Source organism: Alteromonas sp. ABH4_452 (genome assembly GCF_056311825.1).
Map to the genome: position 1 here is coordinate 1,172,281 of NZ_CM149973.1, position 16,919 is coordinate 1,189,199.

11 protein-coding genes are annotated in these 16,919 nt (G+C 43.8%); 4 read left to right on the forward strand and 7 right to left on the reverse strand.

All coding sequences use genetic code 11. From position 1 onward, the window contains the following. Positions 1 to 28: 28 nt before the first annotated feature. The 3 genes from ACYX4N_RS05070 to ACYX4N_RS05080 all read right to left on the reverse strand — a co-directional run bounded on the left by ACYX4N_RS05070 (position 29) and on the right by ACYX4N_RS05080 (position 4,759). The gene (locus ACYX4N_RS05070) at positions 29 to 1,207 is read right to left on the reverse strand and encodes a pyridoxal phosphate-dependent aminotransferase (RefSeq protein ID WP_476055801.1); all 1,179 of its coding nucleotides are present in this window, start codon (positions 1,205 to 1,207) and stop codon (positions 29 to 31) included. A gap of 19 nt (positions 1,208 to 1,226) precedes the next feature. Further along, positions 1,227 to 2,048, reverse strand: coding sequence for a sulfite exporter TauE/SafE family protein (locus tag ACYX4N_RS05075; protein ID WP_179984541.1), 822 nt, complete (start codon positions 2,046 to 2,048; stop codon positions 1,227 to 1,229). A 116-nt stretch (positions 2,049 to 2,164) separates the two neighbouring features. Next, positions 2,165 to 4,759 carry a TonB-dependent receptor plug domain-containing protein gene (locus ACYX4N_RS05080; RefSeq protein ID WP_476055802.1) on the reverse strand — a complete coding sequence of 865 codons (2,595 nt, stop codon included), beginning with the start codon at positions 4,757 to 4,759 and terminating at the stop codon, positions 2,165 to 2,167. A gap of 398 nt (positions 4,760 to 5,157) precedes the next feature. Here ACYX4N_RS05080 and ACYX4N_RS05085 point away from each other — a divergent pair, with 398 nt between their 5' ends. Continuing rightward, on the forward strand, positions 5,158 to 6,138 hold the full coding sequence (locus ACYX4N_RS05085) for a LysR family transcriptional regulator (RefSeq protein WP_476055803.1): 981 nt from the start codon (positions 5,158 to 5,160) through the stop codon (positions 6,136 to 6,138). 25 nt (positions 6,139 to 6,163) lie between these two features. On the opposite strand, the gene ACYX4N_RS05090 is transcribed toward ACYX4N_RS05085, so the two are convergent. Further along, a complete protein-coding gene (locus tag ACYX4N_RS05090; RefSeq protein ID WP_476055804.1) occupies positions 6,164 to 6,889 on the reverse strand; it encodes an endonuclease/exonuclease/phosphatase family protein in 726 nt (241 codons plus the stop codon). After that, positions 6,877 to 9,093 (reverse strand): VTT domain-containing protein, encoded by a 2,217-nt coding sequence (locus tag ACYX4N_RS05095; RefSeq protein ID WP_476055805.1) that lies wholly within the window; start codon positions 9,091 to 9,093, stop codon positions 6,877 to 6,879. The genes ACYX4N_RS05090 and ACYX4N_RS05095 overlap by 13 nt, the downstream gene beginning before the upstream one ends. A 257-nt stretch (positions 9,094 to 9,350) precedes the next feature. Here ACYX4N_RS05095 and ACYX4N_RS05100 point away from each other — a divergent pair, with 257 nt between their 5' ends. Further along, positions 9,351 to 11,093 (forward strand): PAS domain S-box protein, encoded by a 1,743-nt coding sequence (locus ACYX4N_RS05100; protein WP_476055806.1) that lies wholly within the window; start codon positions 9,351 to 9,353, stop codon positions 11,091 to 11,093. Positions 11,094 to 11,168: 75 nt separating this feature from the next. Here ACYX4N_RS05100 and ACYX4N_RS05105 read toward each other — a convergent pair whose 3' ends face one another. After that, positions 11,169 to 11,765: a porin family protein gene (locus ACYX4N_RS05105; protein ID WP_474804894.1), complete on the reverse strand. Its 597-nt coding sequence runs from the start codon at positions 11,763 to 11,765 to the stop codon at positions 11,169 to 11,171. 510 nt (positions 11,766 to 12,275) lie between these two features. Here ACYX4N_RS05105 and katG point away from each other — a divergent pair. Both katG and ACYX4N_RS05115 read left to right on the forward strand, forming a co-directional pair. Beyond that, positions 12,276 to 14,576: a catalase/peroxidase HPI gene (gene katG / locus ACYX4N_RS05110; protein WP_476055807.1), complete on the forward strand. Its 2,301-nt coding sequence runs from the start codon at positions 12,276 to 12,278 to the stop codon at positions 14,574 to 14,576. 121 nt (positions 14,577 to 14,697) lie between these two features. Continuing rightward, the gene (locus ACYX4N_RS05115) at positions 14,698 to 15,264 is read left to right on the forward strand and encodes a hypothetical protein (RefSeq protein ID WP_476055808.1); all 567 of its coding nucleotides are present in this window, start codon (positions 14,698 to 14,700) and stop codon (positions 15,262 to 15,264) included. 52 nt (positions 15,265 to 15,316) lie between these two features. Here the strand turns inward: ACYX4N_RS05115 and ACYX4N_RS05120 are convergent, their stop codons facing one another. Then, positions 15,317 to 16,642 carry a mechanosensitive ion channel family protein gene (locus ACYX4N_RS05120; RefSeq protein ID WP_476055809.1) on the reverse strand — a complete coding sequence of 442 codons (1,326 nt, stop codon included), beginning with the start codon at positions 16,640 to 16,642 and terminating at the stop codon, positions 15,317 to 15,319. Between the last annotated feature and the right edge of the window lie 277 nt (positions 16,643 to 16,919).

Genomic DNA, 16,919 nt, shown 5'->3' on the forward strand with positions numbered 1-16,919 from the left:
TGCTGATACAGAAACATGCCCTGTGTATTTAGCCTTTTTGCATTGTTTGCATTTTTTCTAACGCAGCTGGCATTGCATCGACATAACGTTTAACGTCAGCTATTTTACCCATGCTTACACGAGACCAATTATTGTAAGTACGATAAATGCCTCGGATAAGTACGTCTTTTTCAGCCATAGCTTGTCGAAAATATTCGGCATTGCCATCGCCAAGATTAACAAAAATAAAGTTAGTACTAGAGGGAAGAGCTGTCAAACCGTTAGCCTTAACGGCATCCATTACCATAGATTTACCTTCATAAATTTTTTCTTTAGAGAACGCTAAAAAGGCGTCGTCATTATAGCTCGCTATTGCGGCAGCAAGGCCTGCTTGGTTCAATGTGTAGCCACCCATACCATAGCGATTAATCCATTCAGTATTTTCTTCAGAAGCAATAAGATAGCCTACTCGCATACCCGCTAAACCATAAATTTTCGAGAAGGTTCTTGCTACGATGACATTGTGGCCAGGTTTCACAAGTGGAATCATTGAGTGTTTTGGTGGCTCATCGATAAGTTCGTTATAGGCCTCATCAACTAAAACCAGTGTCTTTTTAGAGACTTTGATACAAAACTCGCGAAGCTTATCTGGGTCAAGCACTTTGCCCGTGGGATTATTAGGGTTACAGATATGTACCATACCGATAGAGTCATCAATAGCGGCGTACATGGCGTCAAGGTCAATGTCGAGATCTGCTGTATTAGCAATTCTTACTATTTCAGGCGCACCTTGTTTCTCGGGTGCTTTTGAGGTGGTGTCCCAAAAAAGATCTGGTCCAAGAATTTTCCCATTCTTACTGGCTGCCACGGCAGCGTAGGAAAGGATAGGGCTAGACCCTGCGCTTAGGGAAATATTCTTACGCGTTATGCCATGACGCTCAGCAATCATATCTAACAGGGTCATCGCGGCAGGATAAGCGTAATATGCACCGCCTTCAGCTGAGGCTTGAGCAATGGCGTCCAACGCTTTGGGGCTAGGACCGAATGGGTTTTCGTTAGCGTTTAGTTTCGCTACGCCAGGTTTTGGGCCATAAATTACTGATGCCGCCTCATTTGCTGCAGCGCTTGAAGATTGAGCGCTAACCAAGTTACTAAATCCTGTTGCTCCTATGGCTGATGCTGCTACCGAGCCACCTAAAAATAAACGTCTTGAACGGTTATAACTCATAGATATTCTCCTTTTTATTTTAAATGGCTTTATAGAACATTGCGCTTGAAACAATGACGAGATAAATGCCAAACAATCGCTTTAGCTTTTTTTCACTAAAGTTATGCGCCATCTTCGCTCCGATAGGTGCAGTAAAAATTGCGCCTATGCTGATAGCGATGAGCGCTGGAATGTTGATGTAGCCAATAGTGCCAACAGGAAGAGATGCCGTGTCTGGATGCTTCATAAATAGAAAGCCGATGGCGCCAGGAAGACCTATCAGGAAGCCTACGCCGGCAGCGGTAGCAACAGCTTGCTGAATAGTACGTTGGCACATCACCATCGTTATGACGGTTGGCGTGCCGCCTCCTATACCAAGTAACGCAGAGAAGCCGCCCAATACAAATGCTAATACCGCTTTGCCTATGCCCTTAGGCATATCGAAAACAAGGCCAGGGCGCACGACAAATTCAGGGAAAAGAAAATATACAGAGTAAAGCAGTACACCTGCAGCGAATACTACGGTTAAGCCATTCGCACTAGAGTTATTAGCTATTAATAAGCCTCCGCCAACACCAAGGATAAGCCAAATACTCCAAGACTTAAGGATGTCAAAATCTACGGCACCTTTGGCTCGATGCGCCATAACAGAACGCGCGCTAGATACGACAATTGATGCCAATGACGTGCCTATTGCAACTTTGACTAGTGATTCAGAAGGGGGAGTAAAGAAAGGAAAAACAGCGAGTAGGGCAGGAACAACAACAAAGCCTCCACCATTGCCGAATAGACCTGCGGTAATACCAGCAATGGCACCGGTTATACACAAGGTAACTACAAACCACAGTAGTTCTATTTCCATCAGTTTTCTACCCCACACAATACAGCTTTAAACATTGAATGACCTTTTAAGTTTTACTTATATACAATTATTTAAAAACGCAAACACCGGCTTGCGCCGGTGTTTGTTAACCCGGGTTAGAAACGAGCAGCTAACCGTGTGTAATAGTACCCACCCTGCCAGTCGACTATCGATCCAGAGTCATACAGCTCGCCACAACAAGCGTCACCGTTAGTACTCAGATCTGGGTAGTTATCAAATAGATTTCTGACACCCACTGAAAGCGTAAGGTTTTCGCTAATTAGGTAAGAGCCTTCGATATCAAACATAAATTCGTCGCCGAAGGTTTGAATACTTGTTGGGTCCACACCATCATCGCTCCCCGCGTTTTCGTATTCGCCGAAATAGCTAAGGCGAGCTACCGCAGACCATACGTCGTAACTGTGAGTGACTGAGAACACACCGCGCATTTCAGGTCGGCTATTTTCAAAATCGAACTGATCTTCTGCATCCAGATATTCGCTGGGGTCAGAGTCAAACTCAGTTTTATTATAGTTAACCGAGCCGGTTAAAACGGTTGAGCCATACTTGGATTCCATCTTGTATGTAGCTACGACATCCAAGCCCTCTGTCACTGTATCGAATGCGTTCTGGAAGAAGAAAACACCACCGATTGACTCTGCGCCCGATACGTTTGCTCCAGCAAGGGCTAAGTAATTCTGGTAAGCATCGTAACCATCAGCATCTGGGGCGGTGACCACCGTTGTTGAAACATCACGTGTGGAAACAGAGTAAAGGCGGTCCTCTAATTTGATATTGTAATAGTCTACGGTAAGGGTTAAGTCACCATAATTAGCCGTCATACCTAACGTGAAGTTGGTCGACTTTTCAGGTGAAAGCTCTTCTGCACCAAGTGCCTGCGCAACTTCACCGCCTGCAGGGAATAAGCCTGTAGCTACAGGGAAGCCATCAGGTAAGCGAGTCGATACATTAGTGGTACCCTGCTGACCTGGTGTGGGCGCTCTAAAGCCTGTACCAAATGAAGCTCTAAAACCTACATCGTTGTTTAATTGATAAAATGCCGCGACTTTGTAAACTACCTCAGAGCCAAAATCTGAGTAGTCCTCATAGCGTAATGCTGCTTGGGCAAATAGCTCGTCAGTAATGTCTCCCGAAATGTCTGTGTACACCGCATAAGAGTCGCGTTCATATGAACCTGAATAGTCAGGTGAATAACCTGGGAATCCGTTAGAGCCAACGCCAACGACTGTATAAACAGCATCATCTGGGTCAGCACAATTTAATGTCGAGCCGTTTGCGATAACAGCTAGCCCTTCGGCGGTAGCGGTAGCTCCGTCACAGAAACCATACGGGTCAGAGGTAGCGTAAGGGCCTGCAAAATAAGAGCTTTCCTCTCCTTCAGATATTTCATAAGACTCATCTAGGTAGCTAGCGCCAAAAGCGAGTACGTACTCACTCAGGTCGTAGGTAAAGTCAGCTTGGATTTGAGTTTCTTCGTTAGTTAGGTCGCCTGGCTCAAATGACGTAGGCGACTCATTGCCCAAAGAAGGGTTAATGGTATTTGCTAGCGTGTAAGAAATTTCGTTGTTGCCATAACGTCCACTGATGTCGTAGGTAAGGTCGCCAGACATGCCTTTTATGCCACCCACCATTGAATAATCAGTAACATCACCAAAGAAACGCGGTGTAAAACCGCCAGGGAAAAACTCTGTAGGGTTCCAAATAGAACCGTCTTCAAGGCGGATATCTTCAATAGTCCCGTTGCCTGGATAGCGATAGTAAAAAGACCCGTCGCCTTCACTTTCAGAATAGTTACCAAAAGCGTATAACTCCGCTTCAGCGCTTAGTGCGTACCCCGCGTTGAAAAAGACGCGTTTACCGCTGGTATTAGGTTGCCCCCAAGGTTGTACTACGTCAGAACCATGCACACTGTTGGCCATAGCGGTAGCATCAGCGATGTACTCGGCTGATTGCTCGTCTACACAAAACCAGGGTTCACAATATTGTTCGCCTCTATAGGTCGCTTCACTATCTGAGTATTCGGCTGAAATGCTGAAGAATCCATCGTCACCAAGTGCGAAACCTTTGTTTCCTGTAACGGTAATCTGGTCGCCATCACCTTCATAGTAGCTACCATAATCAATGGTGAAAGAGCCGCCCTCAGTATTGTTTTTAAGTTGGAAGTTAATTACCCCCGCGATGGCATCCGAACCATACTGAGCTGCCGCACCGTCTCGCAATACCTCAACACTTTGGATTGCTGCTGTAGGAATAGTTGCGATATCTGGACCTTGAGTACCAGAGCCACCGATTGAAACAAGCGCTGCTCTGTGACGGCGTTTTGAGTTCACCAAAACCAAAGTCTTGTCTGTAGGCATGCCTCGAAGCGTGGCAGGACGAATAAAGGTGCCGCCGTCTGAGATAGGCTGTCTGCCAACAGAGTAGGAAGGTACAAGGGTCATTAGAACGTTGTTCATGTCGGTAAACGCAACGGCTTCAACGTCTTCTGCGGTTAACACGTCAACGGGAACGGGCGAACTTGTTACTGAGCGCGGCGCACCACGAGCGCCTACAACGGCTATACGTTCTAAATCTTTAGCTTCTGTAGTTTCCTCGCTGGCTTCTTGCGCCTGTACGACCATTGAGGTAGTGAAAAGGGTTAATCCGGTAAGTGCGTAACGTACTGCAGTGTGGAGTTTCTTTTGATTCATTAGTGTTCCCAATCGTGCTTATTGCTACTTAATTTATGAATGCGGATTAATTGGATCTGCACTCTTTCTAGGCACGCACGAGCACCACATTGATGCATACACATCTTGTAATTGTTATTGTGTAACTCGTGTACAGGGAATAGGCTAAAAACTCTTTGCCGCTGGTGGAAGAAAGAAGAATATTCAGGGGTATAAGAAAAACATTGACCCCTCTGGAAACTTACGGTTTTCTTGGTATTAGACTTAAGTAGTATCTAATGTGAGATTTTTTTAACCCATCCGTGAGCGCTTTTATTTACATTTTCGCTTCATATAACCTATTGGAATGGCATATACCTTGCTGACTTCAGATGCAGTTACGCGAGGCTATTCTCTATTGCCTTCCAAAAGGGGGTTAAGTGCACTCTAAACAGCTACATTACTTTATAACCACAGTACAGCGAGGCAGTATTGCTGCAGCGGCAAGAGCCCTAGATATTGCTCAGCCTGCTATTAGTCAGCAACTTGCAAGCTTGGAGCGAGAAGTCAAAGCAACGCTGCTAGAACGAAGTTTTTCGGGTATAAGCTTAACGCCCGCTGGAGAAGTATTTTACAAACACGCAGAGAAAATAATGGGTGAAATTGACAACGTGAAATCAGCGTTGCAAGCGTTTCAGGGAGAACAGCAAAAAGTAATAAAAATAGGAATGCTTCCGTCAATTGGCAACGTACTTTCCCTGCCGTTATTAACTGAAATAACGAGTAACCATAAAGCATTGAAAGTAGAGATCAGCACTGGGCCTTCATACACCATCAACGATTGGCTCGAATCAAAACAGGTAGATATTGCTTTAACCTACCAGCAGGCGATAGAACCTAAATTTATGAGCGTGACCCCTCTTATTCAAGAAGAGCTACATCTCGTTTTTACTGGTTCCCCAGCTTATTCCGAGTACGCCAAGCTTAAAGATAAATCAACGATAAAATTCTGGGAAATAAGTGAACTACCTCTTTTATCGCCCGGAAATAAAGATGCGCTTGGTCAGCTTATTGCTGATTACGAGAAAGCTACCGGAGTGAGCCTTAAGCATGATCTTGCATATTCTGGGCAGTTGATGACAGGGCTAAGGCAAGTAATGCAAGGGGAAGGGGTGATGATATTGCCCACTTCGGCTATTTTTCACTTAAGAGAATCAGGGCTGGTTTCTACGCTAAAAATTACCCAGCCTGAAATGCATCGCACTGTGCTAGCTGCTACAAACAAACAGAGAAAAGCTACGCACGAATATCAGCAAATTATCGATATCATTCGAAAAGTGGTAGCTAAGGAGAATGCACTCAAACATTGGTGTGGTACCTTAGAGTTTGCGGCCTCATCCTTTGTAGCGAAATCAGCATAATCGAGCACACCATACTTCTTGTGAATTAAAAACGTTGGCTAGTTCGAGCCTCGGGTAGAGCGATATCTACTAATACGGGTAAATGGTCGGATAACACCTTAGTTTTTTCGTTCTTAATTTTCCTGCACGATCTTACTTTAATATCTTCTGTCACCCATACGCGGTCGAGAGAAAATATGGGAAAGTTGCTAGGAAACGTGGCACCAATTTTTTGCTGCAATAGCAAATCATTTAAAGCCTTAAAGGCCTTTGAAAAAAACTGCCATTCATTAAAATCACCCGCTAAAAATAGCGGAGTTTGTTTATCTTTTAAACGCCGCGACAGATGTTCATGGAGCAGAGAAAACTGCGAACGACGCTCAAGTTTCTTGAGACCTTTGTGGGTATTCACCACCGTCAGAGGCGTTTTCTCAGTTTTTAATTCAACAATCTGCACATTTCTTGGCTGTCGTCCTGTTTGACTCACATCTATGGTGTCGTGTTCCAACACATCAAAACGGGTCAAAATTGCATTGCCGTACCACCCATCAGATTCTCTAATTGCTGGGGAGGGAATTAATTTAAACGTATTACCAGCGCAGATGTCTTTTACATCTTGCGCTGTATCTCGTTCGGGAGGGCGCGTATCCATTTCTTGAAGCAAAACTACGTCAGCACCGCTGTTTGCAAGAAACTGTCCAATACGTTTGTAGTCGTGCTTCTTATCCCTGCCAACTCCGCTATGGATATTGTAGGTTACTATGCGGCACATTTTTCAGACTCATCCTTACTGTTGTTACAGCCTTCTTCCGTGTCGGTATTAGCCTCTTTTCGAGCTTGGTAGTAGCGGGCGAATTTTTGCGACCCCCAAATCATTAAGCCCCATAAAATGATGCCTCCCACTAGGTAGCTAATAGTTTTAACAGATGGATCCTGCCAAATTTGCGCAATAGAATCGCCAACAAGGCCTTTAGCAATCATAGGCGGAAACATGCCCAAAAATGTACCGACTAAAAACTGTAAAATGCCAATAGATGAAATGCCCGCGACTAAATTCACCAGACTAAAGGGGGCAATAGGCAGCATGCGAATTGCCGCTACGCCAACTATGCCACTGCGTTTCAATTTTTCATCAACGGCTGCAACCTTTGGCCCACCAATCTTTCTAAGTCCTGCGTTACCCGATAGCTTACCGATACCAAACATAATTGCTGAACTCATTAGCGCTCCCATGATGCCGTAAATAGGCCCCCATATAGGACCGAAAATAGCGGCTACTGCCAGGGATAGTACAGTTACCGGGAAGAACAAAACGCCGCCAACTACATACACGAGTAAAACAGTTGGAAGGGCAAAATAAGTGCCTCTACTTTTTTCTAAAAAGGCGTTGATGCTGTCTGAACTTAACCATGGGATTGACTGGCTTGCCCAAAACATCAGCCCGCCAAGTACCGCAATAATGGCAATGCCAATTAAAATCATTATGCTGCGACGTTTGGGGTTACGAGCAGGTAGCGCGTCACCATCAAATGTAGGTACTGAAATAAGCGGTTCTTCAGGGTCCGATAATGCGCGAAATACGTTTTTGACCGAGTGCTCTGTAAATACTTCGTCGCGAACTTCGGTAAGTACATAACCATGTGCTATTTGATCTTGCATCAATGCTTCTACAGGGTACTGGCTGTTAAATATCTCCGGTATCGCATCTATATCACGACCTGTATGCTCAGCTAGTAGGTCGTTTCTTACTTGCTCTATACATGCTTGGTTGTCTTTACTATTGCCGAACAAAACCGTATCAATTTCAGTGTCGAGGGTCATTGAACGGTTACTTAGGTTTGAAGACCCAATAACAAGGTACTTGTTATCAATGGTCATTACTTTAGAGTGAATACGTTTGTATGCTTTTCGCCCCTGCATGTCTTCTATTGAAGAATAAGTCAATTTTACTCGTTTGGGGTCTATGCCTTTTTCCAAAATCGCTTTGAATTCAATACGGCTAGCCCAAAATGCCTCACATTCAAACTTACCTTTGGGTTCGTAAGAACTAACAATAACAACGGAAAGATTTGGCTTTAATTTAAGTTGCTTATTAAGCGCTTCAGCGATTTCTTGACGGGTCGTGAATTGGTTTTCGATATAAATAACCGATTCTGCTTCGCCAATTAGGTCGAGCAGCATATGACGTACTTCTTGTGCTGGCTCTGCTTCATCCATAAAAGGGATGGTTCGAGCAAGTGCACACTCTACGTTTTCAAAAAGTGGAGGGTAGTCTTCTGGCCATGCTTCAGGCAAAGGCGCATTTTCATCTATTCGCGCATCTTCACGAATATTAATAGGGGTGTCTTCAGCTACTCGCTGCCATCTCCACCTGACAAGTTGTGCAAAATCAGCAACAACAGGTCCGCTTGAAACCATTTGAACATCGTGTAACGGGCCATACTCGCCATCGGGACCATCTCTTTCCTCGGAGACCACGGGATGGTCTCGGGTATCCCAACGGTTAGTCGAAACATCCATACCGCCTGAAAAAACAAGTTCGTCGTCAATAACTACAATTTTTTGATGCTGGCTTCCGCCCATTGGAATGGTATCGTCTAGCTCTGTTTGAACGTTGTCAGGCGTTTTCTCTTCCCACACTTCTTTTGCCCACATTTCGCGTTGAGCGAAGAAGGCCAAAGAAGAGTCCCAGCGCAGTAGGTAAATTTTAATGTCTGGGTTTTGCTCTGCTTTCCATTTGAGCAAGTCGCTAATAACACTAGGCGCTTTGCTGTTAGCTTCATCGTCACCACGTAATAACCGAATGCGACTGTCTATATCCCAACCAACAATAAAAATACTGTGTTTAGCTTTAACAATTGAGCTATGCAAGGCTTTGTAATAGTTTCCGCAATCTATCAGAGGAGTAGAGAAGCGAGCTTTGCTCTCTACCCAACAGTTTTGACCTGGTTGAAAAACACTCTTACCTGATTGCATGATTTCTTACCTGTTTTTATCAATTTATCTATTTATTAGTCGGTTATTGCAGAATCCATACCTCATTAGTTGACGGGGGTGGGGGTTCTTAAGTCTCTAATTTTAATAGGTTATTTTTTTAATTGGAGGTTTTTAAAAAACAGCATCATTTGCTTCTGTGTAATTTTTTCACGATAGAACGAGTTTAATGTTCAGTATTGGAAAAAGGTCAGAATATCTTCTATATAACCTCAGGGTTATACAAAAGGTTATGGTCAATGAAGTTTTTTTCCAAAGAAAACGCATCTAAGCAGGCACTAGAACAGTCAATACTTGCGGTCGTGACTATTGATGAGAAAAATAACATCACGTTTTATAATGACGCAGCTCAAAAGCTATGGGGTTATACGCCTAGCGAGGTAATGGGAAAGAATATAAAAATACTTGTACCTCAGGAACACAAAGCGAATCACGATGGCTACGTCAACTCACACAGACAAACCAACGTAAATAAGATTGTTGGAAGTTCACGAGAGGTTGAACTGGAAACCAAAAACGGTGAGCGAATTTGGGTTCAACTCGCCTTGTCACAAGTGGTTGTGCAAGGCAAAAAGCATTACACGGCGTTTGTACGCGATGTTACAGAAGAGCGTGAATCTCGTGAAATTGTGGAGCAAACCCTAGAGCAAGCGTTAGATGCAGTAGTGTGTATAGATGAGAACAATAATGTCACTCTATTTAACGCATCGGCTGAAAAGCTTTGGGGGTACGGGCGACATGAAGTTATTGGCCAAAATGTAAAGATGCTTGTTCCCCAAGCGATACAGGCGAACCACGACAATTATGTGAACGCAAATAGAGAAACGGGTCAAGACAAGATTGTTGGTACGAGCCGTGAGGTAAAGGTAGAAAGAAAAGACGGAAAGAGCCTCTGGGGTAGGCTTTCGTTATCAAAAGTAAGGTTAGCTGATAGAACTTTATATACGGCCTTTATAAAAGATGTTACCGAAGAGGTCGAACAGCGAGAGTTACAGCGTATGCTTTCTCTCGTAGCCAATGAAACGGATAACGCCGTCATAATATCTGACGCTAATGGCCTTATAGAATATGTTAATAATGGCTTCTATAGGCTGACAGGGTGGCAGCTTGAAGAAGTGAAAGGCAAAAAGCCGGGGTCGTTTTTGCAAGGTGAAGAAACTGATCAGAGAACCGTCAGTGTTATACGACAAAAAATTAAGAACCGCGAAGCGTTTTACGATGAAATTCTCAACTATAGAAAAGACGGAGCGCCATACTGGACTTCACTATCAATTAACCCCGTTTTCAAAGAGGGTAATTTAGTTAACTTTATTGCAGTGCAGGCTGATATCACCCGTGTGAAACAGATGGCGCTAGACTTTACAAATAAGTTAAAAGCCATTGGCAGTGCACTAGTGTTGCTTGAAATGGAGCCTAACGGAAAAATTATCGAGGCAAACAAATTACTGCGCGAAACCTTGAGTGGTGTAATGAGTACAGAGGCATTTGCTAATGAGGTTATGGGGGGGTTAAGTGCAGAGGACAAATCGACATTAGAAACGTCAGGGTTCGTCTCAAAAATCGCCGAATTTGACCTTGGGGATAATTACCTAGCCTTTGATGCTCGAATAAGTGCACTTAAAAACTTCAATGGGCAAGTAACGCGCTACGTATTTTTCGCTATTAATGTTACGTCTAGAAAGCAAGCCGTGAACGATACGCAAGAAGCAATGAAAGAGCTATTGGTAACCAGTCAAACTATTAGTAATATTGTTGGCACAATTAACTCCATTTCCGAACAGACTAACCTGTTAGCGTTAAATGCAGCTATCGAAGCGGCCAGAGCAGGAGAAATGGGGCGAGGGTTTGCTGTCGTTGCTGATGAGGTAAGAACCCTGGCGGGCAACTCACAATCATCGTCAAATGAAATTGATAACCTTGTAAAAACAACGGTATCTAAGATAGAAGAGTTAGCGCAACTTATTCAGCGCATAGATGGCTAATAAAAAAGCCTTCGTCGTACGACGAAGGCTTTTTATTCACATCAATTCAAGTTAAAACTGTAACGCTGCAAGTAATTAAAAACGGTATTCTACACCGATGCTTGCTTGTTTAAGATCAGTTTCAAAGTCAGTATCGTCGATATCATCAAACGCTTCGTCTGCATCTAGTTCTGTGTCGTATACAGTGTACTCGGCGTTTACTAGGAAGTTGCTAGTAACTGCATAGCTTAGACCTGCACCCACGAAAAGACTTTCGTCATCGTTGTCACGAGAAACACCCGCAAAGTTGTATTCTGTTTCAGACCATAGCTGACCTGCTTTAGCATAAAGAGAGAAGCGTTCGGTTAGCGGAAGGATACCTTTAATAGCGGCTGTATAACCATCTGTTTCAGCACCTGCAATGTCGTTACCGTAGTCACCAAAATCGATATAGCCACCTTCAATAGCGACCCATTCGTTAAACTTGTAGCCTACAAGACCTTGCCATACGTCTTTATCGTCATCGAAATCATCTTCGCCTTCAACGCGCAGGTAACCGTAATTACCACCTACATAAAAACCACTGTCTTTTGCTTCAATTTGATTGGACTGAGCGTGTGCGCCGAACGATGCCATCGCACTAATAGAGGCAACAGCAGCAAGTCCAGAAAGTGTTTTAAGTGTGTTTTTCATAAGTTCATCCTCATTACTTCTTAATAAATCATCGACTTCTCACTTGAAGCCGACGTGTCCTGATTACACACTTTCTGTTTCAACTGCTGTGCCATGGTAGAAATTTCAGTATTCATTTCAAACTAGAGCAAAATTTACAGATGTGGCCACATAATTGTTTGTTATTTAGGCACTTTCGATTTGTAGTAAAAACTACGGGCAAACACCGTAAGAAAATTTTTCCTAGCGTCTGAAAGAGATTCATAAATATGCGTTGCGGGTAGAAATGCATCGACTATATTTTAGACAGTGATGGCGCTGATAATCGAGAGGTTTATTAAGTTGCTGAAACTAAACAGATTTATTTTGATTAGATTTTCCAATCATTTGAATTCATTTTATCAACTGTAAATATTGTATAAGCGTGTCTATCTTTTAACAGCTTATGAGGTAAACAAAATGTTAACAAATGGTGGCGCTTAGAAGTGTCTATCATGTGATAACTAAAACAAACTCAGATGGGAAAAGACCATGACTTTAAATAGGTTTAAAAAAACTACGTTATCGGCGCTAGTGGCGCTTTCGCTAGGCGCGTCAGGTGCTATTGCCAATGATCAGATAAGTAAGCCCGCTGGTGCTAAAGGCACAGGGATGACTAAAGCTTTCCAAGCGAAGACGAATCAATTTTGGTGGCCTGACCAACTCGACCTCTCACCACTTCGAGATCATGACAACCGTTCTAACCCGTTAGGTAAGGATTTTAGCTACGCTAAAGCGTTTGCAAAACTTGACCTTGATGAAGTCAAAAAAGACGTAAACGAACTGCTTACCACATCTCAAGACTGGTGGCCTGCAGACTTTGGCAACTACGGTCCTTTCTTTATCCGTCTTTCATGGCACAGCGCTGGTACCTACCGTACATTAGATGGTCGCGGCGGCGGTGATGGTGGTCAAATGCGTTTTGACCCGCTTAACAGCTGGCCTGACAACGGCAACTTAGACAAGGCACGTCGCCTACTTTGGCCAATTAAGCAAAAGTACGGTGAAAGTTTATCTTGGGGCGACTTGATGATCCTTGCCGGAACAGTAGGCATGGAAAACATGGGCTTTGATACCTATGGTTTTGCAGGTGGTCGTACTGACGACTGGGAACCAGATATGGTGTACTGGGGACCGGAAGTAGAAATGCTAGCTAGTGACCGTGAAGAGCGCGACGGCAAGCTTCAGCGTCCACTTGGTGCCACGCACATGGGCCTAATATACGTTAACCCTGAAGGTCCTAAAGGTGTACCTGATCCAATGGGATCAGCGAAAAACATTCGTACTGCATTTGGTCGCATGGCGATGAACGATGAAGAGACTGTAGCGCTAATCGCTGGTGGTCATACATTTGGAAAAATGCACGGTGCGCACAAACCTGCTGACTGTTTAGAAGCTGAGCCTGGCGGCGCAGGCTTAGAAGAGCAAGGTCTAGGCTGGAAAAATAACTGTGGTAAGGGTAATGCTGAAGACACAGTAACCAGTGGTTTAGAAGGTGCGTGGACACAGTTGCCGACTAAATGGACAAGCTTATACCTTCAAAACCTACTTGGTTTTGAGTGGAAGCAAACGCGTAGTCCAGCCGGTGCCATTCAGTGGGTCCCTACTGATGAGTCGCTTCACAAGTCAGTGCCAGATGCACACGTGGAAGGTAAGAGAAACCCTCCTGTAATGACCACTGCTGACCTTGCGCTTAAGTATGACCCTGAGTATCGCAAAATTGCCGAACGCTTTTTGGCTGACCCTAAAGAGTATCAAACGGCATTCGCTAAAGCATGGTTTAAGCTAACACACCGTGATATGGGGCCAAAAGCACGTTACCTAGGTAACGATATCCCAGAAGAAAACTTTATCTGGCAAGATCCTGTGCCTAAAGCTGATTACAAAATGATTTCTGCTAAAGACGTTAACAAGCTTAAATCAGACATTTTAGATAGTGGACTTACGGTTCAGCAGCTTGTAAAAACAGCGTGGGCAGCGGCGGCAAGTTTCCGTGCTTCAGACCTACGTGGTGGTGCAAATGGCGCCCGTATCGCGCTAGAGCCTCAAATGAGCTGGGAAGCTAACGAGCCAGAAACAGTGAAAGCGGTAGTGTCTAAGCTTAAAGAACTACAGGAAGGCTACAACGAGCGCATGTTCTCTAAGAAGAAAGTGTCACTTGCCGATTTGATTGTTATTGGTGGTGCTGCAGCTATCGAAAAAGCAGCGGCTGACGCCGGTGTTGAAGTAACTGTACCAGTAGTACCAGGTCGTACAGATGCAACTCAAGAGCAGACAGACGTTAACTCTTTCTCTTTGCTAGAGCCGACAGCTGATGCGTTCAGAAACTACTACAACGCTGAAGGTAGCTATCGTTCGCCAACTGACATGTTAGTAGACAAAGCTGATCAACTAAACCTGACGGTACCTGAAATGACCGTATTATTAGGTGGGTTACGTTCATTAGGGGCTAACGTAGGCGATGTCAAACACGGTGTATTTACTGACGAAGTAGGCACGCTTAACAATGATTTCTTCGTGACGCTACTTGATATGGGCGTTAAGTGGAGAAAAACTGACAATCCATCGGTATATGAAGGCGTGAATAGAAGCACAGGTGAAGTTATGTACACAGGTACACCTGTAGACCTCATCTTTGGTTCGAACAGTGAGTTGCGTGCCGTAGCCGAAGTTTATGCTTACGACAATGCGAAGAAACGTTTTGTTGAAGACTTTGTGGATGCATGGACTAAAGTGATGACGCTAGACCGCTTTGACTTACGTCATGACCTAAATGCCAGCCTAGGTAAATAGGTAAAGCGAATCTGCTATCGCGAACTTGTTAGCGATAGTATCAAAGTTTAAAAGGGCGCTTCGGCGCCCTTTTTTTCTATGCTGAACTCAAAATACTTTATAAATTGTTAATGTAGCTAAAATGGCCTTGGGAGCGTCGCAAAGCTTTCTTGATTTCGATACACTGAATCTTTACTTTACGCCTCAACAGACAAATATCGCGATGGCTAGCCTTCAACGAACCTTGGTAAACTTAGAAATGCTAAGTGAGGATATTAATGCATTAAATGACAATGCTATTAATTCCGCCGCTCACATAAAACTTCTGCGCAATGTGTTAGAAGAACTCAAAAACGCAGAGTCATTTGTTGCCTTCGAGACAGAAGCAAGCTTTCATAAATTGTTATCTGGCTCTATGTTCGAGAACATTTTCGAAAGAAAGGGTATGGTCGGGGTTTACATTAAGCTGGTGGGTTATGTGGTCACCGCATGGGAGGCTACCGATAAAGCGAACGCCATCATTAGCGAGAACTTCGATTCAAGTGCTGATAAGCGGTTAGAGTTGCTTCAGGTTAAAGCTATAAAGGCGAAATCTCAGTTAAAAACGGTGGCGTCTGCAATGGGTAAAGAAGACTATAAAAAGTTTGTAGACACGCTAGGCCTGTTTGCTCAGGAGTGGCAGTGGGATACCCTTCGCGCTAGGTTCTAGCAAGCGCGAAGAGTAGATCATAATTAAAACACCGTAATAATCGCTTTGAGCACTATGGCGTGATATTTCGGATACCGATACTTTGCTCGTTGATAACCCGAACTTCTCGTTGAGGGAAGGGGATCTCGATATCGTGCTTACGTAGTGTTTCAAAAACAGTAAGCAGCAAATCACCTCCTACGCGGTTTTTGCCATCGTCTACACCTTCCATCCAGAACTCAACAAACATGTTTACGCCAGAGTCGCCAAAACTGTCTATTTCACAGTCCGGTAGTTCTTCAAAAGGGATATTATCACCACTGATCACTTGCGGGTGCTCAGATACCGCTTCCTTTATGATTTCTACCATTGCGCGTATATCTGTTTTGTAGGCCACCGAAAAATCGATACGGTAACGCTGCTTAGGATCTTTATGCGTCCAGTTTATCAGCAAAGAACTGATAAACTTCTCGTTTGGGACTAGGATGTCCTTGCCGTCATAGGTTTCTAACACGGCATAGCGCATCTTAAACTCTCTAACGATACCTTTTTGCCCGTCTTCCAATTCAACGAAATCGCCAACGGTCAACGATTTATCCAACAGAATAATAATGCCGGAGATAAAGTTTGAAGCAATAGACTGCAAGCCTAGGCCTAAACCCACACCCAAGGCTCCGCCGAAAACGGCTAATGCGGTAAGGTTAATGCCCATAACGTTAAGTAATAGAAGAAACACAATACAGAACAGAGCTACTTCAAACAGTTTGGCGAACACTTCCTTGGTAGATACATCAAGCGATTTGTGGTTTCGAATAATATCTTGCCCTATCGCATTAGAGCTGCGACCGAGCCAGAACAGCAAACCACCAAACAATAAGACTCTTGTTACGCCATACGCAGAAATTTCAACATTGCCGACTGATATTGCTATCGACTCTAAAGCTGACGTAATGAGGGGAAGCACGTCTATAAGGTGTAAAAACAGGATAGGGAGGCCTATCCAACGCATAAACGCAGCGATAGTTTTATTTTCAACGAAGCCTATGATTAAAGAGTTTACGAACAGCATAAGCGCTACGACCACTGCAATTTCCAGTAGCCATGCATCGAACTGGAATTGCGCACCTAACACGGTGGTAAGTTTTAATAAGCTTATAGTGATAAGTGGAAACAGTGCCTCGCCGAGATTATATAGAAAGCCGTGCATGGTATGTGCGCCTTGCTGTGGCTTTTCTCGAGTAAACTTAAAAGGCTTTTTTACCTGCTTGGCAAGTAAAAACGCTACGCAGTATATTACCGCCATAGTTGTAAGCTGGATAATAAAGCTATCAGACATTACTGACGCTTTGACTAACGCCAATTTCTCTTCGAAGTGCTGGGTTAAACTATCAACATTCATGTGTTCTACTTAATTTAATTACCGCGCAACGTAAGTGCGGGTTTTGCTTAATGAGCGTGGAATCCCTGCGCGCTTTTTATCTTTATTATCAACTAGGGTAAAGCTTTTTTCACCGAATCAACATATGTCGATTGTTTATTCATCACTGGTCATACAGATTCGGCTGTTTTTACAGCGAATAGAGGATGGACTTAACTCGATATAACCTTTCAGATATATACTAATCGATATGGGTTGACTTTATTGTATTGAAATAGAACATTTTTTTGTTTCTATG